This window comes from Segniliparus rugosus ATCC BAA-974, assembly GCF_000185725.2.
GTDB lineage: Bacteria > Actinomycetota > Actinomycetes > Mycobacteriales > Mycobacteriaceae > Segniliparus > Segniliparus rugosus.
Window position 1 is genome coordinate 1,039,453 of the sequence record NZ_KI391954.1, and the last position, 18,069, is coordinate 1,057,521.

The following is an 18,069-nucleotide window of genomic DNA, read 5'->3' on the forward strand; positions in this document are numbered from 1 at the left end:
AAGAAACTATCCCCTCAGCACTTGCCAGGAGCTTTCATCACATGAGCAATCTCGACATGGGCGACATCAACGCGACGCGTGCGATCACCCTGTACACCAAGCCGGCTTGCGTGCAGTGCGACGCCACCCACCGCGCCCTCGACCGCGCGGGCATCGCCCACGAGGTGGTGGACCTTTCGGTGGACACCGAAGCCCGCGACTACGTGATGGCGCTGGGCTACCTGCAGGCTCCGGTCGTCGTCGCGGGCGGGGACCACTGGTCGGGCTTCCGCCCGGACCGGATCGCCGCCCTCGCCTCCTCGGCTGCCGCCGCTTAAGGCCGAGGAGGCTTCCGGCGATGCGCGTGTTCTACTTCTCTTCGGTCTCGGAGAACACCCATCGCTTCGTGCAGAAGCTCGGCGTCGAAGCCGTCAGGATCCCGGTCCGAGGCGACGGGGCCTCCGTCAAGGCGCGCGAGCCGTACCTGCTCATCACCCCGACCTACGGCGGAGGGCACCCCATCCCTGGCAAGGGAGGCGGGTACGTGCCCAAGCAGGTCATCAAGTTCCTGAACGACCCGGAGAACCGCGCTTTGCTCAGGGGCGTGATCGTCGCGGGGAACACGAACTTCGGGGCCGAGTACGGCTACGCGGGGAACGTGATCTCGAGCAAATGCCAGGTGCCGTTCCTCTACCGGTTCGAGCTCATGGGCACAACCGAAGACGTGCAGGCGGTGCGCGAGATCTGCGAGGCGGACCTCGCCTTCTCTGCCTGAGCGCGGCGTCGCCGACCAAGCTATGAAGTCCAACCAGAATGGAGCACAGGTGACATCGACCCTGAACACCCCGGCCGGCGCGCAAGCGGCGGCAGGCTCTGCGCCTGCGCACAAGCAGCACGCCGAGCACTTGGACTACCACGCGCTCAACGCGATGCTCAACCTCTACGGCCCGAACGGCGAGATCCAGTTCGAGAAGGACCGAGAGGCCGCCAACCAGTACTTCCTCCAGCACGTCAACCAGAACACGGTCTTCTTCCACAACCTGTCGGAGAAGCTCGACTACCTGGTGGAGAACGAGTACTACGAGCCCGAGGTGCTCGGGCGGTACTCGCGGGAGTTCGTCAAGGGGCTCTTCGACCAGGCCTACGCGAAGAAGTTCCGGTTCCCGACCTTCCTCGGCGCGTTCAAGTACTACACCTCCTACACGCTCAAGACGTTCGACGGCAAGCGCTACCTGGAGCGTTTCGAGGACCGGGTGGTCATGGTCGCCCTCGCCCTCGCGGACGGGGACGAGGAGCTGGCCAGCCAGCTCGTGGAGGAGATCATCGAGGGCCGCTTCCAGCCGGCCACGCCGACCTTCCTCAACTGCGGCAAGAAGCAGCGCGGCGAGCCGGTGTCCTGCTTCCTGCTGCGCATCGAGGACAACATGGAGTCCATCGGCCGGTCGATCAACTCCGCGCTGCAGCTCTCCAAGCGCGGCGGGGGAGTGGCGCTGCTGTTGACCAACATCCGTGAGGCCGGAGCCCCGATCAAGCAGATCGAGAACCAGTCCTCCGGCGTGATCCCGGTGATGAAGCTGTTGGAGGACTCCTTCTCCTACGCGAACCAGCTCGGGGCGCGCCAGGGGGCAGGGGCGGTCTACCTGCACGCGCACCACCCGGACATCATGCGGTTCCTCGACACCAAGCGGGAGAACGCGGACGAGAAGATCCGGATCAAGACCCTCTCGCTCGGCGTGGTGATCCCGGACATCACCTTCGAGCTCGCCAAGCGCAACGACGACATGTACCTCTTCTCCCCGTACGATGTGGAGCGGGTGTACGGCGTGCCGTTCGCCGAGGTCAGCGTCACCGAGAAGTACTTCGAGATGGTGGACGACGAGCGGATCCGCAAGAAGAAGATCAACGCGCGCGAGTTCTTCCAGACCATCGCGGAGCTGCAGTTCGAGTCCGGCTACCCGTACATCATGTACGAGGACACCGTGAACCGGGCGAACCCGATCGACGGCAGGATCACGCACTCGAACCTGTGCTCCGAGATCCTGCAGGTCTCCACGGCTTCCACGTTCAACGCGGACCTGAGCTACAGCCACATCGGCAAGGACATCTCCTGCAACCTCGGCTCGCTCAACATCGCCAAGACCATGGACTCCCCGGACTTCGGGCGGACGGTGGAGACCTCGATCCGGGCGCTCACCTCGGTCTCGGACCAGACCAGGATCGACTCGGTGCCCTCCATCGCCGAAGGCAACGAGCAGTCGCACGCTATCGGCCTCGGGCAGATGAACCTGCACGGCTACCTCGCCCGCGAGCGGATCCACTACGGGTCCGAAGAGGGCATTGACTTCACGAACATCTACTTCTACACCGTGCTCTACCACGCGCTCTCGGCCTCGAACAAGATCGCGATCGAGCGGGGCCGGGCGTTCACGGGCTTCGAGCGCTCGAAGTACGCCTCGGGCGAGTTCTTCGAGAAGTACCTGACCCAGAGCTGGGAGCCGAAGACCGAGCGGGTGCGCGAGCTCTTCGAGCGGGCGGGCGTCGCCATCCCGACGGTTGCGGACTGGCAGCGCCTGAAGGAATCGGTGCAGGCGCACGGGATCTACAACCAGAACCTGCAGGCGGTGCCGCCGACCGGGTCGATCTCGTACATCAACCACTCGACCTCCTCGATCCACCCGGTGGCCGCGAAGATCGAGATCCGCAAAGAGGGCAAGATCGGCAGGGTCTACTACCCGGCCCCGTACCTCGCGAACGACAACCTGGAGTACTACCAGGACGCGTACGAGATCGGATACGAGAAGATCATCGACACCTACGCGGCGGCGACGCAGCACGTGGACCAGGGCCTCTCGCTCACCTTGTTCTTCAAGGACACCGCGACGACCCGCGATATCAACAAAGCGCAGATCTACGCCTGGCGTAAAGGGATCAAGACGCTGTACTACATCCGCCTGCGCCAGCTCGCGCTGGAAGGCACCGAAGTGGAAGGCTGCGTGTCATGCACCCTCTAGAGACTGAGAGCTCGCAGAAAGCGCCGGACAAGGTCAAGCTCGTCCGGGCGATCAACTGGAACCGGGTCGTCGACGAGAAGGACTCCGAGGTCTGGGACCGGCTGGTCGGGAACTTCTGGCTGCCGGAGAAAGTGCCGCTGTCCAACGACATCCAGTCCTGGCACACCCTCAACGAGCACGAGCAGCAGCTCACCATGCGCGTCTTCACCGGCCTGACCCTGCTCGACACGATCCAGGGCGCGGTGGGCGCGGTGAGCCTGATCCCGGACGCGCTCACCCCGCACGAGGAGGCCGTCTACACGAACATCGCGTTCATGGAGTCGGTGCACGCGAAGAGCTACAGCTCGATCTTCTCGACGTTGAGCAACACCCCGGAGATCGACGAGGCGTTCCGCTGGTCGGAGGAGAACCCGAACCTGCAGCGCAAAGCCGCCATCGTGCTGGAGCGCTATCGGGGCGACGACCCCCTCAAGCGCAAGGTCGCCTCGACCCTGCTGGAGTCGTTCCTGTTCTACTCCGGCTTCTACCTGCCGATGTACTGGTCCTCGCGGGCCAAGCTCACGAACACCGCCGACCTCATCCGGCTCATCATCCGGGACGAGGCGGTGCACGGCTACTACATCGGGTACAAGTACCAGCGCGGCCTCGCGGCCTCGACCGAGCAGCGTCGCGAAGAGCTCAAGGACTTCACGTTCTCGCTGCTCTTCGACCTCTACGAGAACGAGGTGGAGTACACCCAGGACCTCTACGACCCGGTGGGCTTGACCGAGGACGTGAAGAAGTTCCTGCGCTACAACGCGAACAAGGCGCTGAACAACCTCGGCTACGAGGGCCTGTTCCCGAAGGACGAGACGTCGGTCAACCCGGCGATCCTCTCGGCCCTGTCGCCGAACGCGGACGAGAACCACGACTTCTTCTCCGGGTCCGGTTCGAGCTACGTGATCGGCAAGGCAGTGGCCACGGAGGACGAGGACTGGGACTTCTAGTCGAGCCTATGGGTTCACGCTCGGCAGCCTTGCGCTCGGCCTTTTCGCTCCGATGACGCCAGCCAGCGGCGGCGAGGGCCGCGTCGCTGATGAGTTGGATCGTCCAGACGGTCGGGTGAGCGGCCTTGACGGACCCTCTGAGCATGTGGATGCCTGTCCTGTCCGCGATCATGATCGCCGGGACGGGCCGGGGATCTGATTGTGAAGAGCGGCGTTTAGTTGTCGATCCAGCCGTCCATTCGGCGTGCGGGGGCGGTTGGGTCGAAAGTCGCCCATCGGTACGCGATGAAGCCGCACATTCCGAGAAACAGCGGGAGCATGGTTGATATCAGCACCAGGGGTTGGGGTCCGCGCTCGGCGAAGACGGTCAGGTGCGTCAGGGCTACTCCGCACACGGTAGCTGCGGTGATGGCGACGAAAATGCTCATGCCGCCTACGTGCAGCCGTTTTCCGAGCCTGCCACATCCGCGTAGCAGCCATCGGGCCAGGAAATAGCCCGCTATCGCTAACACACGAAGCACTATCATGCCACGATTTTACATGCGATCTGGCGCATGTGTGTGGTTTTGTGGCAGGGGGATGCCGCTTCATCGAAGCCGCGCGGCGCCGTGGCCCGCAGCGACAGGGGATCGCAATACGTCTCTCGTGGATCTTCGGGCGCCTCCTCAGAGAGGCGGGCCTGCTGGGCTCGATGCGCGTAGTGGGTCGAAGCCTTCGACAACCTCGTCAGATGGCATAGCGCGCTCGGTTGAGGCACGGGCGGGGGACTGGCACAGCGGTCCGATCTGGGCTTGGGACGCTGGCAGTTGACGGCGGGCGGGTGCCGGTTGACGCGGCGGGGACGCTTTCGGCCGCGCAGCCGCTGACGCGGTGGGCGCTTCGCCGAATCCGTCGCTGTGCCTCCCGGCGGGGTGGCTACGATGAGTACATGGCGCGCGATCGGTCTCTTTTTCCTGCACTTGCTGGAGTCGCGGCGGCAGTGGCGGGCGCGGCGCTGCTATGGCCGGCGAAACGCGCTCTGCCGAACGCGGACCTCGAACCGCCGCAGGACGCGCCGCGCGAGTCCTGGGCGACCAGCTCGGACGGAGCCCGGTTGCGGGTGCTGACCTACGGGCCTGCCGATGCGCCCCCTTTGGTGCTCGCCCACGGCTGGACGTGCGCGGCGCAGGCGTGGCTGCCGCAAGTGCGCACGCTCGTCGGGGATTTCCGCGTCGTCGCCTTCGACCAGCGCGGGCATGGCCAGAGCGACGCGGGGGCGGGGCGGTTCTCGGTGGACCTGCTCGCGGACGATCTGGACGCGGTGCTCGCGCATGTCCTGCGGGACGGGGAGCGGGCGGTGCTCGCCGGGCACAGCATGGGCGGGATGAGCATCATCGCCTGGGCGGACCGGCATCCCGGCCGGGTGGGCGAGCGGGCGAAGGCCGCCGTGCTCGTCGGCACCTCGGCCCATTGCCGGCCCCGGGCGTTCAACGAGGCCGTCGCCGCCGTGCTGGGGCTGCCGTTCCCGATGGGCCTGATCCGCAACTCCTGGGCGACCAGGCGCGCCGTGCGCAACTACGCGCTTTCGCCCTCGGCGCGGGCCGCCGACGTGGACTTCACCGCCCGCATGGCGCTCGATTGTCCGCCGAGGACGCGAGGAGAATGGCAGCTCGCGCTGGTGCCGCTCGACATCCGGTCCGGAGTCGAGCGCCTGACCGTGCCGACGACCGTGGTGGCCGGGGCGCAAGACCGGGTGCTGCCGCTCGGGCACAGCCGGAGAATCGCCGAGGCGCTGGCCGAACACGGGTGGCTGGAGCGTTTCGTGGTGCTGCCGGACACCGGGCACATGATTGGGCTGGAAGCCTCGGGCAGTCTCAACGCGATCATTCGAGGGACCGCGGAGGCCGCGGAGCGCCGCGCCGCTCCCACGCCGCGGTAGCGCGTTCGCCAGTGCTACGGTGCTGGCATGGGCGAACGTGTTCTCGTGACCGGAGCGGCTTCGGGTTTGGGCTTGCAGATCGCGCTTCGGTTCGCCCGCGCGGGGGCGAAAGTGCTGATCGCCGATGTGAACGACGAGGCGGGGGAGAAAGCGCGCGAAGAGGTTTCCCGGTACGTCGAAGCGGCGTACCGCCGCCTCGACGTCACCGATCCCGACGCGTGGCCCGAGGCGATCGCGTGGTGCGAGCGCGAATGGGGCGGGCTGGACGTGCTGGTGAACAACGCGGGCGTCGCGGCGGCGGGGGAGTTCGAGCGGATCTCGCCGCAGGACTGGGACTGGATCCTCCAGATCAACCTGCTCGGCGTGGTGTGGGGGGCGCGCGCTGCGACGGAGCTCTTCAAACGCCAGCGGTCGGGGCATATCGTCAACGTCGCCTCCTTGGCCGGGCTGATGAACCTGCCCGGCATGACCTCGTACAACGTGACGAAGGCGGGCGTCATTTCGCTGTCCGAGACCCTGCGCCACGAACTGGCCCCGCACGGGATCAAGACGACGGTGGTCTGTCCGGCGTTCTTCGCGACGAACCTCGCCGACCGGATGCGCAGCACGGATCCGTTCTTCACCGAGCTGACCGGGAAATTGATGCGCGGCTCGAAGATCACGGCGGCGCAGGTCGCCGATGCGGTGTTCCGCGCGGTGCGGCAAGGCAGGTTCCTGCTCGTCCTGCCGTTCGAGGGGCGCAGGACGTACCTGGCCAAGAAGTACCTGTCGCCGGTGGTGGACGTGTTCATCGCGCGCGGCTGGGCCAGGGCCCGTGCCAGTTTGGCCCGCAAGGGCGCGGCGGCGGGCTAGTCCGAGAGAGCGGGGCCGACGCGCAAGAAGGAAGAGAGAGCCGTGATGCAGCGCGCGGGGACGTTCGGCGTTGCATTGGCGCCCTTGCTGGCCGGTTCGGCCCGCACAGGCGGAACCTCGACAAGGTAGGCTGCCGCCGTGACGATTTCTGGAGTGCGCGTCGGCGTTGCGATCCTGACGATCGCGCTGGCCGCGACGGGCTGCGCGAGGCAGGCCGCGACGGGCGGCCTGTCGCAGTCGGGCCGGTTGGCGGGGCTGCGGGACTGCGCGGCGGCCAGCGACGGCGAGAAGAACGTGGATTGTTCGGTCAAAGCCTCGGACAAGTCGGGCCGTGTGCTGGAAGTGACCGGATCGGGTCCGTACAAAGTCGAGGTGTTCGCCGAGGGCGGCACGTCGCAGCAGGTTTTGCCGCCGCCGCAAGACGACGGGGGCGGGCATTTCGGCCTGCCGGAGTTCAAGGATCTGGACGGCGACGGGCTGGACGAAGTGCTCCTGCCGTTCGGAGGCGGCGGCAGCAGCGGGGCGAGGGAGTTCGAGGTCTGGCGCGCGAGCGGCCCCGCCGCCCGGTTCGCCGACGCGGGCGTGATTTCGGGCCAGGGCGCTTTCCGCAGGACGGCGGACGGCAAGTTCTTCGGCGACTACGGCCGAGGCGGCGCGGGCCTTGTGGTCTTCGACTTCTACCGGTTCGCGGGCGGCAAAGCGGTCGACGTGCTCAAACTGGACGTCCGAGTGCGGCATGACGGGGCGACGGGCGCAGTCGTCGGCTCGTCGTGCTCGTTGAGCGGGGACGACGAGCCGGCGGGCTCGCGGGCGCAGCGGGACGCGGCGCTCAAAGCGGCGGGGCTCGATCCGGCTTCGGCCGAGCGCGCGTATTGCGCGGAGCCCTGGGTGCGGTCGGTGTTCAGCGGCTGAGGAGCCGGGCATGGTCTTGCGCGGCGCCGCGGCCTGCGCGTCGGTCTTGATCGCGGGGCTCTTGGCCGTCGGGCTGCGAGCACCCTGCTGTCGATCAGACGGAGACCACGGGCACGCTCGCGGCTGAGCGTCGCGGAAACCGCGAGGTATGACTCGGGCGATCGATGGATTCTATTGTGTTGCAAGCCACTGAAAACTCGCGAGAATGTATGCCCTGCGACACATAACGAGTTTATGAGAGCTGGTTTTCACTGGTCGCGGCCCTTGTTGCACGGTATTTCCGCCATAGCATTCAGAGCATGACACGCAAGACATTCCACCGGGCTGGTTTTCGGGTGGCTGTGGCCGCCCCGGTCGCCGCAATCGCGGCGTTGCTCTCCGCGTCCGCGCTCGCGTCGGCTTCCCCCATCGACACGAAGTGCGCGGATTTTCTGAGCCAGCGCCCGGAGCAGCAGGAAACCCTGGTGCGCGACCTCCTCTCGTACAAGGGCGCGGGCTCCTCGGCGGGAGCGTCCGTCGTGGACTCCACGATCACGAGCTGCCGCAGCCACGTCGGCGACTCGGTCTACGAGATGATTGGCCGCTGAGCCTCGGTCCCGTTTCGGGACGGGCGGAAAAGCAGGAGCGAGGGACAGTCGGCTGTCCCTCGCTCCTGCTTTTCCGCCCGTGGGGCCGGTTCGCCCTTCCGAGCGCCTCGTGCGGGTCTTTAGGATGTCTTGCTCAGGCCGAAGTCGGCTTCGTCCAACGGCCAGCCGCCCGCGACGAGCTTCTCGGCGACCCGCGCGATGTCGCTCTCTGTGGGCTCCGCGCCCTTGACGGTCAAGACGGACGCGGAGATCTCGTCTTTGTTGATGACCCCGTCCTCTAACGCGTCCGAGTTCGGGGCGATCAGGGAGTTGACCACTTCCTGCACCTGTTCCTCGGTGAGTTTGCGGCGCAGGAGCGCCACCAAGGGGATGCGGTCCTGCGGCGGCACGCCCTGCGGGTAGCCGAGCGTGAGCCAGCGGAGGACGGCGGCGGGGGATATCACTTGAGCCACGCCGATCATTATGCGCCACCCCGGCGGGGGGAGGCGGTGGAGCCAGTCGAAGGCGTCAGAAGTTATTCAGCTCGTCAGCCGTTGTTCGCCTCGTCGTTCACCACGGAGTCCGAGGGGCCCCGTCCAGGTCGTCGAGCACGCCCCAGAACGGCGTCTGCGGATCTCGCTGGCGGACGCCGTCCCCGTCGAGGAACGTGACCCTGCTGTACTGCCCCTCGTGCCAGAAATAGACCTCGGGGGAGAGCGGGGCCGGGGTGTCCTTGAAGGTGAGCCAGGTCGACTGCCCCAGCTCGTCCATCGCTCGTAGCGCGGCGGCGGACTCGCGCGGGACGTGCCAGATCAGGATGTTCGCTGCGGGGACGGAGAAGAGCACGCCGTGCCGGGCCTCGCCGATCAGGCTCTCCAAGAGCGAGGGGAAGTCGAGCACCTTCCCAGAGATGAAGACCGTGTCGCCGAGGACGAATTTCAAGTCGTACTGGCTGTTCGGCACGGGCTGGGGCTGGACCTGCAGGTAGTTCGACGCGCGCTGGCCCTGCGCCCACAGCGGTTCGAGGTCGTGCCCGGCGATCTCCTCGTCGGTGAGCACGGCGGTGACCTGGGGCAGCTCCACTCCTAGGACGGCGATCAACTCGCCGACCAGCGGTTTGCGGTAGCGGTGCTCGGCTTCCAGGTCTTCGGCGAAGGCGGGCGTGATGATCCTGGTGCGCACTTTCGAGAGCATGTCGCTCTGGTCGAATTCGATCGTGGTCGGCATGTTGCGCACGGCGACGATATTGCTCACCCAGCGGTCCACCACCTCCGGCCAGAAATCCGGGTCGCCCGCGTCGGCGCAGGCGTCCATCACCTCTCTGGTCCGGTACGTCTGCCCGCCGGTGACCAAGGTCTCCTCGCCGTTCACCGAGGCACGGAGGCTGTGCTGCGCGAACGAGTCGGCCACCAGGCCCTCGATGTGGGCCACGTCCTCCGTGCCGAGCCGGGGGAACAGTCCGTCCTGCGGCTGGGACGGACGTTGGCGATACGACCCGAACATGCTCATGTGCTTCCCCTTCGATGTTGCGCAACGCCCTTGGCGGCGTCTCGTACGGCACGGACCCTTTCAGACTACTTGCGCGTCGGCAGGAGCATGAGGGCAGAGAGCGCGAGGGAGCCTCCGCCATGCCGATCCGGCCGGCATCGCGAGACGTCGGAGAACGGGAAGTCCGTGGCGAACGAGGCGGGCAAGAGCGGAGCCCGAACCCCGGTGCGCGCGGCGGTCGCGGCCAGCGTCGCCGCGCAGATTCGTTCCGCGAACAGGGGCGGTGGTGAGCATCGTCATATCGTGGTGGCCGGACGGCGGTTCGGAAGGCGGCAGAGGGCCGCTCATAATGAGGCGATGACCCTGGACAGTCTCGACGAGTTCACCGCCCAGCGGCGCAGGCTCTTCGCCGTCGCGTACCGGATGCTCGGCTCTGCGGCGGACGCCGAGGACATCGTGCAGGACGCGTGGCTGCGCTGGCGCGGGACGGACCGGGCACAGGTGGCGAACCCGGCGGCGTTCCTCACGAAAATGGTGACGAACCTGTGCTTGACGGCGTTGGGCTCGGCCCGTGCCCGACGCGAGGTGTACGTCGGGCCGTGGCTGCCCGAGCCGGTGCTCACCGGAGGCGGTGAGCTGGGCCCGCTGGAGACGGCCGAACAGCGCGAGGCTGTGTCGGTCGCGGTGCTCACGCTGCTCGAACGGCTCACCCCGGCCGAGCGCGCGGCGTACGTGCTCCGCGAGGCGTTCGGCTACAGCCATCGGGAGGTCGCCGAGGTCGTCGGGGTCTCCGAGGCCAACGCCCGCCAGCTCTACAGCAGGGCGAAAGCGGGCGTGGGCTCCCGCGCCGCGAAGCCGGTCGCGCCGGAGCAGTGGGCCGAGCTGGTCGCGAAGTTCCTGGCGGCCGCGCAGCGCGGGGACGTGGCGGGCCTGGAGTCGGTGCTCGCCCGCGAAGCCACGTCCTGGGCGGACGGCGGCGGCTTCGTGAACGCCGCCCGCAACGCGGTCCGGGGCGCGGAGCGAGTCGCCCGCTACTTCGTCGGCATCGCCACCCGGTTCGCATCGGGCCTGCGGGCGGAGATCGGCGAGGCCAACGGCGAGCCGTGCGTCCTCGTGCTCGGAGCGGGCGGCCTGCACTCGATCCTGTTCTTCGAGGTCGTGGGCGGGGAAATCGCCAGTATCCGGCTGGCGCTCAACCCCGAGAAGCTCGCCCACGCCTCGGCGCAGCTCGTGGACCGGGCGCGGCTGTCACAGATCGAGGAGCTGTCTGGTCGAGAGGGGTGAACCGATGGAAAGGAACATCTCATGACCACTGTGCTTGTCACCGGAGGAACCGGCCAGCTGGGCGCTCCGACAGTCGTAGGACTGCGCGCGTCGGGGCACGACGTCCGCGTCCTGTCCCGCAAGTCCGGGCCGGGGCTGGTCACGGCGGACGTCGTGAGCGGGAGGGGCGTCGCCGAAGCCGTCGCGGGAGTTGACGTGGTGGTGCACCTGGTGAGCACCATCGGCAAGGACGACCCGGCGGGGAAGGGCGATCTGCCGCTCGCCGCCAGGCTCGTCGAGGAGGCCAAAGCCGCCGGGGTCGGCCATCTCGTCTTCATTTCGATCATCGGGGTGGACAAGATCCCGCTGCCGTACTACAAGACGAAACTTGCCGTCAAGGAGCTGCTGCGCGAGTCCGCGATCGCGCACACCGTCCTGCGGATCGCCCAGTTCCACTCGCTCGTCGAGCAGATCTTCGCCGCACAGCGCTTCCTGCCCGTGCTTTTCGCTCCGGCGTTCTCCGTCCAGCCGATCGACGTCGGGGACGCCGCGAACAAGATCGTCGAAATCGTGAGCGGGGCCCCGCAGGGCAGGGCGGCGGACATCGCGGGGCCTCGGGCGGCGAAGGCCGCCGAGTGGGCGCGGCAGTGGAAGGCCTCGGCCGGGTCGCGCAAACCGGTCGTCCCGCTCTGGCTGCCCGGCAAAACGTTCGCGGGCTACGCGGCGGGGCACAATCTCGCGCCCGAGGCCGCGTACGGCACGACGACCTTCGCCGAGTACCTCGCCGCAAGGCGGGCCGGGGCGAAGTAGGCCTGTCGGTCGAACGCGCCGCCTCCAGACGGGTAAACTGCACCGTCATGACGACGCAGCAACCACCGCTGGTGGATCTGCCTGCCGAAGGCGACGAGCCGGAGCTCGGCCCCACCGGCCGGCCCAGGCGGCCCCTCCCCGAGCCGAAGCGGTTGAAAACCCATGGTCCCGCGAAGATCATCGCGGTCTGCAACCAGAAGGGCGGGGTGGGGAAGACCACCTCGACGATCAACCTCGGAGCCGCCCTCGCGAAGTACGGCAGGCGCACGTTGCTCGTGGACCTGGACCCGCAGGGCGCGCTCTCGGCGGGGCTGGGCGTCGCGCACCACGACCTCGAGAACACGGTGCACAACCTCCTGGTCGGCCCGAAGGCCGGCATCGACGACGTCCTCATGCGCACCCGGCTCGACGGGCTCGACCTTTTGCCGAGCAACATCGACCTCTCCGCCGCCGAGATCCAGCTCGTCAACGAGGTGGGCCGCGAGCAGGCGCTGGGCCGGGCGCTGCGCGGCGTCGAGGCGGACTACGACTACATCCTCATCGACTGCCAGCCGAGTTTGGGCCTCTTGACGCTCAACGCCCTGGCCTGCGCCGAGGGCGTGCTGATCCCGATGGAGTGCGAGTTCTTCAGCCTCAGGGGCCTGGCGCTGCTGCAGGACACGGTCGAGAAGGTGCACGACCGGCTCAACCCGAAGCTCGCGATCACCGGCATCGTCATGACGATGTTCGACGCCCGCACCCTGCACGCGCGGGAGGTCATGACCCGCGTGGTGGAGGTGTTCGCGGACACCGTCTTCGACACGGTGATCAGCCGGACGGTCCGGTTCCCCGAGACCTCGGTCGCGGGGGAGCCGATCATCACCTGGGCCCCGGAGTCCGCCGGGGCGAAGGCATACCTGAACTTAGCGAAAGAATTCATCGCCCGGACGGAAGCGTGACCGAGGGGGCCTTGCGTGACTAAGCCCTCGTTCGAGCTCCGGATCACGAACTTTTCTGGGCCGTTCGAGCTGCTGCTCGACCTGATCTCGAAGCGTGAGCTGGACCTGACGACCCTCGCTCTGGCCGAGGTCACCGACGAGTTCATCGCCCACACGCGCAAACTCGGCGACCAGTACGCGGGCGATCTGGGCGCGATCACGGAATTCCTGGTCATCGCGGCCACGCTCTTGCAGCTCAAGGCGGCGCGGCTGCTGCCGTCGACCGAGCCGGAGGACCCCGAGGCGCTGGCGCTGCTCGAAGCGCGGGACGTGCTGTTCGCTAAGCTCCTGCAGTACCGGGCGTACCGGTCGGCCGCCGCCCGGTTCGCCGAGTTGATGGCGGACTCCAACCGGCGCTTCCCCGCAGCGCCGGCAGCGGTGGAGGAGGAGCTGCGCGCGCCGAGGGCCAAGCCCGCGAGCATCGGCGTCGACCTCGCCGCGTTCGCCAGAATCGCCGCCGAGGCGCTCGCGCCGAAACCGGTCCCCGAGGTCGCGACCGGGCACATGCACACCAAGCCGGTGAGCGTCGCGGAGCAGGCCGAGCTGCTCTTCGGCAAGATCGGCGGGCGGGCTCCGGGGCAGTGGTGGGATTTCGCCGAGCTGGTCGCGGAGATCCTCGGCAGCAGGGAGCTGTGGGTGGCGCGTTTCCTCGCGGTGCTGCGCCTGCACGGCGAGTCGAGGATCGAGCTCGAACAGGACGAGCCGCTGGCTCCGCTCCGATTGCGGGCGGTGACTGCGGCATGACAGGCGAGGCGGCCGAGGAGTTCGAGCCGGAGCTACCGCCCCAGGACCTCACCGACGAGCAATTGCGCGCGGCGCTGGAAGCGATGCTCCTCGTCGTCGCCGCGCCGACTCCCGCGCACGACTTCGCCGAGGCGGTCGGCCAGCCCGTCGCCAGGGTCGACGCGGCGCTGCGGGCGCTGGCCGACGGGCTCGCCGCGCGGGGGAGCGGCATGGAGCTGCGCGAAATCGGGGGGAGCGAGCAATCGGGCTCCGGCTGGCGGCTGTACACCAGAGGGGCGCAAGCGTGGGCGGTGCGGGGCCTTTTGCGCAAGCAGGGCCGGGTGAAGCTGTCCGGGGCCGCGTTGGAGACGCTCGCGATCGCCGCCTACCGGCAGCCGGTCACGCGGTCGCAGATCAACGCGATCCGAGGCGTGGACAGCGACGGCGTGCTGCGCTCTCTGGTGCTCCGCGAGCTGCTCGCCCCGACCGGGACCGAGCCGGGCACGGGGGCGATCGTCTACGAGACGACCGACGGGTTCTTAGAGCAGCTGGGAGTCGCGTCGCTCGCGGAGCTGCCCGACATCGAGCCGCTGCTGCCCGGCCCCGAGGGGGTGGAGGAAGTCTTGACCGATCCCAGGCTCGAAATGGCGCCGAGCATAGAGCCCGCTCCGCTAGTCTGGAACGTCGATGCCGAATGACCCTCTCTCCCGGCCGCAGCCTGTCGGCGGCGGCGACAAAGCGCAGCGCCTGCACAAAGTGTTGGCGCGCGCAGGCGTCGCCTCGCGCAGGGGCGCGGAGCAGCTGATCGCGGAAGGCCGGGTCGTCGTGGACGGGCGGCTGGTCGTCGAGCAGGGCATGCAGGTGGATCCGGCGACCGCTGTCGTGGAAGTCGACGGCAAGCGGGTCGCGGTGGACGACCGGCACGCCACCTACCTGCTCAACAAGCCGAAAGGCGTGGTCACGGCCATGTCCGACCAGAGAGAGCGGTGCGTCGGCGACTTGCTGCGCGAGCAGCCGGACCTCCCCGCCGGGCTCTTCCACGTCGGCAGGCTCGACGCGGACACCACCGGGCTCCTGCTCGTGAGCAACGACGGGGAGCTCGCGCACCGGCTCGCGCACCCTTCGTACGAGATCCCGAAGACCTATCTCGCCACCGTGCGCGGCGCGGTGGGCAAAGGCGCGCTCGACGCGCTGCGGCGCGGGGTGTCGCTCGAGGACGGCCCGGCGCGGGCGGACGCGGTCGCGGTCAAGGGAGAGGCGAGGCCCGCCCCGCTCCGCAAGGCGCAGACTGGCCATGCCTCCGGCGGGGCTCGCAGCGTCGTGGAGATCACGTTGCACGAGGGGCGCAACCGGATCGTGCGGCGGATGTTCGACGCGGTCGGGCATCCGGTGGTCGAACTCGCGCGTCTGCGGATCGGCCCGATCCGGCTCGGCGGTTTGCAAGCGGGGGCGCTGCGTGCGCTCGCCCCAGAGGAGGTCGGCGCGCTGTGGGCGGCCGTGGATCAGAAAGCGGTGCGCGAGTGAGCGGACAAGACGGCAGGTTGGTCGTGGCCATCGACGGGCCGAGCGGCGTCGGGAAGTCGACGGTCGCGAAGGGGCTCGCGGTCGCGAGCCGGGCGAAATATCTGAACACCGGCTCGATGTACCGGGTGGCAGCCTTGCAGGTGCTGCGGGAGGGCGTGGACCCGGCGGACCACGACGCGACCGCGGAGGTGAGCGCCAAGCTGTCCGCGACCGGCCGGGTGGCGCTGGGGACCGACCCGGACGACGACCGGGTCTGGCTCGACGGGGAAGAGGTCTCCGAGGAGCTGCGCGGCGACGCGGTGACCGCCGCGGTCTCCGCCGTCTCGGCCTCGCCGCAGCTGCGCGAGCAGCTGGTCGCGGTCCAGCGCGCGTTGATCGACGCGCACGACCGGATCGTGGTGGAGGGCAGGGACATCGGCTCGGTGGTGGCCCCGGACGCGGACTTGAAAGTCTTTCTGACCGCCTCGCCCGCCGCAAGGGCCGACCGCAGGGCGGCGCAGAACCGGGAGCTGCGCATCGGCGGGGACCGGACCCAGGTGCTCGAAGACCTCAACCGCCGAGACGCGTACGACGCGAGCCGCGAGGCCTCGCCGTTCCGCCAGGCAGCGGACGCCTTGGTGCTCGACACCTCGGAGCTGTCGGCGCGAGAGGCCATCGAGCGGCTCGTGGACGTGTTGGAAAAGCGGAGGTTGGTATGACAGGGCAGAAGCCGGAGCAGCGTTTGCCCGTGGTCGCGGTCGTGGGCCGCCCCAACGTCGGCAAATCGACGTTGGTGAACCGGTTCGTCGGCCGCCGCGCCGCTGTGGTGGAGGACGTGCCCGGCGTGACGAGGGACCGGGTCTCGTACGATGCCGAGTGGGGCGGACGCAGCTTCCTGGTGCAGGACACCGGCGGCTGGGAGCCCGACGCCACCGGCATCGGGCTGTCCATCGCGCAGCAGGCCGAACTCGCGATGGCCACCGCCGACGTGATCCTCCTCGTCGTGGACGCGCAGGCGGGGCCGACCGGGGTGGACGAGGCGTTGGCGAAGTCGCTGCGCCGTTCGAAAAAACCGGTCTTCCTTGTGGCGAACAAATCCGACAACCCGCAGATCGAGGACGAGTCCTCGGGGCTCTGGTCGCTCGGGCTCGGCAGGCCCTACCCGGTCTCGGCCTTGCACGGCAAGGGCTCCGGCGACCTCTTGGACGCCGCGCTCGAATCGGTGCCCGCCGTCCTGGTCGCCGAGCACGAAGGGCCCCGGCCCCGTCGGGTCGCGCTGGTGGGCAGGCCCAACGTCGGCAAGTCCTCCCTGATCAACAAGCTCGCGGGCGAGACGCGCTCGGTGGTGAACGAGATGGCGGGCACGACGGTGGACCCGGTGGACTCCATCATCACCCTTGACGACGAGGAATGGCAGTTCGTCGACACCGCCGGCCTGCGGCGCAAGGTCGGGCACGCCTCGGGCCACGAGTTCTACGCCGCCGTGCGGACCAAGAGCGCGATCGAGGCCGCCGAGGTCGTGATCGTGCTCATCGACGCGTCCGTGCCGCTCACCGAGCAGGACCAGCGGATCTTCGGCATGGTCGGCGAGGCGGGCCGCGCCATGGTCCTCGCGTGCAACAAATGGGATCTCGTGGACGAGGACCGCCGCCACGAGCTGGAGAAAGAGCTCGACCGGGGCCTGACCAGGGTGACATGGGCCCCGAGGGTGAACATCTCGGCCCTCTCCGGGCGGGCGGTGCACAAGCTCGCCCCGGCGCTGCGCGTCGCGCTCTCCTCCTGGGAGGAGCGGATCCCGACCGGCGAGCTCAACCAGTGGTTCTCCGAGATCATCGCCGCCACCCCGCCCCCGCCGCGCAGCGGGAAGATCCCGAGGCTGCTCTACGTCACCCAGGCGACCACCCAGCCGCCGACGTTCGTGCTCTTCACCACCGGGTTCCTCGAGGCGGGCTACCGGCGCTTTCTGGAGCGCAAGCTCCGCGAGACCTTCGGCTTCGAGGGCACCCCGATCCAGATCAACGTCCGCGAGCGGGAGAAGCGCGGCCCCAAGCCCAAGCGGAGCTGACTTTTTGTCATAGTCCGGGCTGCCAAGTGCTGTTGGATGCATCGCCGACACAGATCAACGCAATGCCGTCGGGGGTTTCCGCAGTGCCATCCGTGTGAAACGAACAGGCCGAGCCACGTGTTTTCGTGCCAACGAAGGATGCGGCGCTTACCCAGCGGGGCGTGGTGTTGCCCGCGTACGCGCAGGCAAGTTGCTCACCGTTCGGCCCCTTTCCAAAGATGAAGCGCTCGGCGTTGCAGCAGGGCGCGTCGAGGATCGGGGCGGAACAGCCGGCGGGTGAAGCTGCGGACGATGTCGCCGGGGGAACAGCAGACGCTAATGGCGCGATGGTCGGAGCTGCTGGCGTTGGCGCAGCCGGGGTAGGGACGGGTGGCGCAGATCCGCGCCGCCCGGACGAACCGGAGCCGCCTTCGCATGCGACCCCGTCGCCGTCGCGGTCGAGCTTGGAGCTGTAACCGGGGTCGCCTCTATAGAGCGGGGCCGTGCCAGCAGCTCTGGCCTCGGAGCAGTTCCGGTAGAGCGGCCCGGCCTCAGCGGTCGGCGCGGACAAGAGGAGCGCGACCGGCCCGAGGGCGAGGACGGCGAAAGCATGCTTCCGCATGGCGGCTCCTTCGGCAGAGGTAGGGATATGGTCGTATAAATCGAGGTCAGGAGATGTATATCACTTTTCTCCGCAAGAAGCTATTCTGTCGAAAAATAAGTCAAAAGCGCGGATTTGCTGAGCGCAGTGCGCGTTATAGAAGAATCTTCCATGCCTGTTGGTGCTACTGCTCCGAGGTGGAGCTGAGCTGCCTGCGGGTCGGTGGCCTCGCGCTCGACCGGCGCTACAGCCAGGGCGAGCCCGCCGGGTGGGAGGACGAGGTGGACCCCCGGTCTGGTTCCTCAAGATGGTCAACCGCTCCATGGGACACCAAGACCTCTTACCCCTTCGTCCTCCCTCCGAAAGTCCTCGACAAACTCGCCCACGCCCACGGACTCATCGCCAAACGCCAACTCGCCAACAACGAATAAGAAAA

General features: G+C 68.2%; 21 protein-coding genes. 17 read left to right on the plus strand and 4 right to left on the minus strand.

From position 1 onward, the window contains the following. Window positions 1–41: 41 nt before the first annotated feature. The 4 genes from nrdH (at window position 42) to nrdF (ending at window position 3,976) form a co-directional block, all read left to right on the plus strand. Window positions 42–317 carry a glutaredoxin-like protein NrdH gene (nrdH, locus tag HMPREF9336_RS14750; RefSeq protein WP_007468399.1) on the plus strand — a complete coding sequence of 92 codons (276 nt, stop codon included), beginning with the start codon at window positions 42–44 and terminating at the stop codon, window positions 315–317. A 20-nt stretch (window positions 318–337) separates the two neighbouring features. Next, window positions 338–754 carry a class Ib ribonucleoside-diphosphate reductase assembly flavoprotein NrdI gene (gene nrdI / locus HMPREF9336_RS14755; RefSeq protein WP_007468401.1) on the plus strand — a complete coding sequence of 139 codons (417 nt, stop codon included), beginning with the start codon at window positions 338–340 and terminating at the stop codon, window positions 752–754. A 154-nt stretch (window positions 755–908) separates the two neighbouring features. After that, window positions 909–2,990 (plus strand): class 1b ribonucleoside-diphosphate reductase subunit alpha, encoded by a 2,082-nt coding sequence (gene nrdE / locus HMPREF9336_RS14760; RefSeq protein WP_244431702.1) that lies wholly within the window; start codon window positions 909–911, stop codon window positions 2,988–2,990. Next, window positions 2,978–3,976, plus strand: coding sequence for a class 1b ribonucleoside-diphosphate reductase subunit beta (gene nrdF, locus HMPREF9336_RS14765; RefSeq protein ID WP_007468405.1), 999 nt, complete (start codon window positions 2,978–2,980; stop codon window positions 3,974–3,976). Before nrdE ends, nrdF begins: the two co-directional genes overlap by 13 nt. A gap of 215 nt (window positions 3,977–4,191) precedes the next feature. Here nrdF and HMPREF9336_RS14770 read toward each other — a convergent pair whose 3' ends face one another. Beyond that, on the minus strand, window positions 4,192–4,404 hold the full coding sequence (locus tag HMPREF9336_RS14770; RefSeq protein WP_040585662.1) for a hypothetical protein: 213 nt from the start codon (window positions 4,402–4,404) through the stop codon (window positions 4,192–4,194). Window positions 4,405–4,904: 500 nt separating this feature from the next. Between HMPREF9336_RS14770 and HMPREF9336_RS14775 the strand changes: the two genes are divergently transcribed. The 4 genes from HMPREF9336_RS14775 (at window position 4,905) to HMPREF9336_RS14790 (ending at window position 8,245) form a co-directional block, all read left to right on the plus strand. Further along, window positions 4,905–5,894, plus strand: coding sequence for an alpha/beta fold hydrolase (locus HMPREF9336_RS14775; protein ID WP_040585664.1), 990 nt, complete (start codon window positions 4,905–4,907; stop codon window positions 5,892–5,894). 27 nt (window positions 5,895–5,921) lie between these two features. Beyond that, on the plus strand, window positions 5,922–6,746 hold the full coding sequence (locus HMPREF9336_RS14780) for an SDR family oxidoreductase (RefSeq protein ID WP_007468410.1): 825 nt from the start codon (window positions 5,922–5,924) through the stop codon (window positions 6,744–6,746). 138 nt (window positions 6,747–6,884) lie between these two features. Further along, window positions 6,885–7,658, plus strand: a complete 774-nt coding sequence (locus tag HMPREF9336_RS14785) for a hypothetical protein (protein ID WP_007468412.1) — start codon at window positions 6,885–6,887, stop codon at window positions 7,656–7,658. A 299-nt stretch (window positions 7,659–7,957) separates the two neighbouring features. Further along, a complete protein-coding gene (locus tag HMPREF9336_RS14790) occupies window positions 7,958–8,245 on the plus strand; it encodes a hypothetical protein (protein WP_007468414.1) in 288 nt (95 codons plus the stop codon). A 119-nt stretch (window positions 8,246–8,364) separates the two neighbouring features. On the opposite strand, the gene HMPREF9336_RS14795 is transcribed toward HMPREF9336_RS14790, so the two are convergent. Both HMPREF9336_RS14795 and HMPREF9336_RS14800 read right to left on the minus strand, forming a co-directional pair. Continuing rightward, complete coding sequence (locus HMPREF9336_RS14795) at window positions 8,365–8,706, minus strand: DUF3349 domain-containing protein (RefSeq protein ID WP_007468416.1); 342 nt, start codon at window positions 8,704–8,706, stop codon at window positions 8,365–8,367. An 88-nt stretch (window positions 8,707–8,794) separates the two neighbouring features. Continuing rightward, window positions 8,795–9,733: a hypothetical protein gene (locus tag HMPREF9336_RS14800; protein ID WP_007468418.1), complete on the minus strand. Its 939-nt coding sequence runs from the start codon at window positions 9,731–9,733 to the stop codon at window positions 8,795–8,797. A gap of 336 nt (window positions 9,734–10,069) precedes the next feature. On the opposite strand from HMPREF9336_RS14800, the gene HMPREF9336_RS14805 reads away from it, so the two are divergent. The 8 genes from HMPREF9336_RS14805 to der are packed head-to-tail and all read left to right on the plus strand — an operon-like array spanning window position 10,070 to window position 17,053. Next, window positions 10,070–10,996, plus strand: a complete 927-nt coding sequence (locus HMPREF9336_RS14805; protein WP_007468420.1) for an RNA polymerase sigma-70 factor — start codon at window positions 10,070–10,072, stop codon at window positions 10,994–10,996. A gap of 21 nt (window positions 10,997–11,017) precedes the next feature. Then, window positions 11,018–11,785, plus strand: a complete 768-nt coding sequence (locus HMPREF9336_RS14810) for an SDR family oxidoreductase (protein WP_007468421.1) — start codon at window positions 11,018–11,020, stop codon at window positions 11,783–11,785. A gap of 47 nt (window positions 11,786–11,832) precedes the next feature. Beyond that, window positions 11,833–12,723: a ParA family protein gene (locus tag HMPREF9336_RS14815; protein WP_007468423.1), complete on the plus strand. Its 891-nt coding sequence runs from the start codon at window positions 11,833–11,835 to the stop codon at window positions 12,721–12,723. 15 nt (window positions 12,724–12,738) lie between these two features. Beyond that, entirely contained in the window at window positions 12,739–13,506 is a 768-nt protein-coding gene (locus HMPREF9336_RS14820; RefSeq protein WP_007468424.1) for a segregation and condensation protein A, read from the plus strand. Next, window positions 13,503–14,183 (plus strand): SMC-Scp complex subunit ScpB, encoded by a 681-nt coding sequence (gene scpB / locus HMPREF9336_RS14825; protein WP_021030786.1) that lies wholly within the window; start codon window positions 13,503–13,505, stop codon window positions 14,181–14,183. The genes HMPREF9336_RS14820 and scpB overlap by 4 nt, the downstream gene beginning before the upstream one ends. Next, window positions 14,173–15,009, plus strand: coding sequence for a pseudouridine synthase (locus tag HMPREF9336_RS14830; protein ID WP_007468428.1), 837 nt, complete (start codon window positions 14,173–14,175; stop codon window positions 15,007–15,009). The genes scpB and HMPREF9336_RS14830 overlap by 11 nt, the downstream gene beginning before the upstream one ends. After that, window positions 15,006–15,707 (plus strand): (d)CMP kinase, encoded by a 702-nt coding sequence (cmk, locus tag HMPREF9336_RS14835; RefSeq protein WP_051357374.1) that lies wholly within the window; start codon window positions 15,006–15,008, stop codon window positions 15,705–15,707. The genes HMPREF9336_RS14830 and cmk overlap by 4 nt, the downstream gene beginning before the upstream one ends. Then, a complete protein-coding gene (gene der / locus HMPREF9336_RS14840) occupies window positions 15,704–17,053 on the plus strand; it encodes a ribosome biogenesis GTPase Der (RefSeq protein WP_007468430.1) in 1,350 nt (449 codons plus the stop codon). The genes cmk and der overlap by 4 nt, the downstream gene beginning before the upstream one ends. Window positions 17,054–17,060: 7 nt before the next feature. On the opposite strand, the gene HMPREF9336_RS19110 is transcribed toward der, so the two are convergent. Beyond that, the gene (locus tag HMPREF9336_RS19110) at window positions 17,061–17,654 is read right to left on the minus strand and encodes an excalibur calcium-binding domain-containing protein (protein ID WP_007468431.1); all 594 of its coding nucleotides are present in this window, start codon (window positions 17,652–17,654) and stop codon (window positions 17,061–17,063) included. A 176-nt stretch (window positions 17,655–17,830) separates the two neighbouring features. On the opposite strand from HMPREF9336_RS19110, the gene HMPREF9336_RS14845 reads away from it, so the two are divergent. Continuing rightward, complete coding sequence (locus HMPREF9336_RS14845; RefSeq protein ID WP_040585668.1) at window positions 17,831–18,064, plus strand: hypothetical protein; 234 nt, start codon at window positions 17,831–17,833, stop codon at window positions 18,062–18,064. Window positions 18,065–18,069: the final 5 nt, after the last annotated feature.

Excerpts from the sequence above, each read along its gene's own strand:
- HMPREF9336_RS14790 (WP_007468414.1), top strand. The coding sequence starts at position 7,958 with ATGACACGCAAGACATTCCACCGGGCTGGTTTTCGGGTGGCTGTGGCC.
- nrdI (WP_007468401.1), top strand. The coding sequence starts at position 338 with ATGCGCGTGTTCTACTTCTCTTCGGTCTCGGAGAACACCCATCGCTTC.
- scpB (WP_021030786.1), top strand. The coding sequence starts at position 13,503 with ATGACAGGCGAGGCGGCCGAGGAGTTCGAGCCGGAGCTACCGCCCCAG.
- nrdE (WP_244431702.1), top strand. The coding sequence starts at position 909 with ATGCTCAACCTCTACGGCCCGAACGGCGAGATCCAGTTCGAGAAGGAC.
- HMPREF9336_RS14810 (WP_007468421.1), top strand. The coding sequence starts at position 11,018 with ATGACCACTGTGCTTGTCACCGGAGGAACCGGCCAGCTGGGCGCTCCG.
- HMPREF9336_RS14770 (WP_040585662.1), bottom strand. The coding sequence starts at position 4,404 with ATGAGCATTTTCGTCGCCATCACCGCAGCTACCGTGTGCGGAGTAGCC.
- HMPREF9336_RS19110 (WP_007468431.1), bottom strand. The coding sequence starts at position 17,654 with ATGCGGAAGCATGCTTTCGCCGTCCTCGCCCTCGGGCCGGTCGCGCTC.
- HMPREF9336_RS14795 (WP_007468416.1), bottom strand. The coding sequence starts at position 8,706 with ATGATCGGCGTGGCTCAAGTGATATCCCCCGCCGCCGTCCTCCGCTGG.
- HMPREF9336_RS14805 (WP_007468420.1), top strand. The coding sequence starts at position 10,070 with ATGACCCTGGACAGTCTCGACGAGTTCACCGCCCAGCGGCGCAGGCTC.
- HMPREF9336_RS14775 (WP_040585664.1), top strand. The coding sequence starts at position 4,905 with ATGGCGCGCGATCGGTCTCTTTTTCCTGCACTTGCTGGAGTCGCGGCG.
- nrdH (WP_007468399.1), top strand. The coding sequence starts at position 42 with ATGAGCAATCTCGACATGGGCGACATCAACGCGACGCGTGCGATCACC.
- HMPREF9336_RS14830 (WP_007468428.1), top strand. The coding sequence starts at position 14,173 with ATGCCGAATGACCCTCTCTCCCGGCCGCAGCCTGTCGGCGGCGGCGAC.
- HMPREF9336_RS14800 (WP_007468418.1), bottom strand. The coding sequence starts at position 9,733 with ATGAGCATGTTCGGGTCGTATCGCCAACGTCCGTCCCAGCCGCAGGAC.
- HMPREF9336_RS14780 (WP_007468410.1), top strand. The coding sequence starts at position 5,922 with ATGGGCGAACGTGTTCTCGTGACCGGAGCGGCTTCGGGTTTGGGCTTG.
- HMPREF9336_RS14815 (WP_007468423.1), top strand. The coding sequence starts at position 11,833 with ATGACGACGCAGCAACCACCGCTGGTGGATCTGCCTGCCGAAGGCGAC.
- der (WP_007468430.1), top strand. The coding sequence starts at position 15,704 with ATGACAGGGCAGAAGCCGGAGCAGCGTTTGCCCGTGGTCGCGGTCGTG.
- nrdF (WP_007468405.1), top strand. The coding sequence starts at position 2,978 with ATGCACCCTCTAGAGACTGAGAGCTCGCAGAAAGCGCCGGACAAGGTC.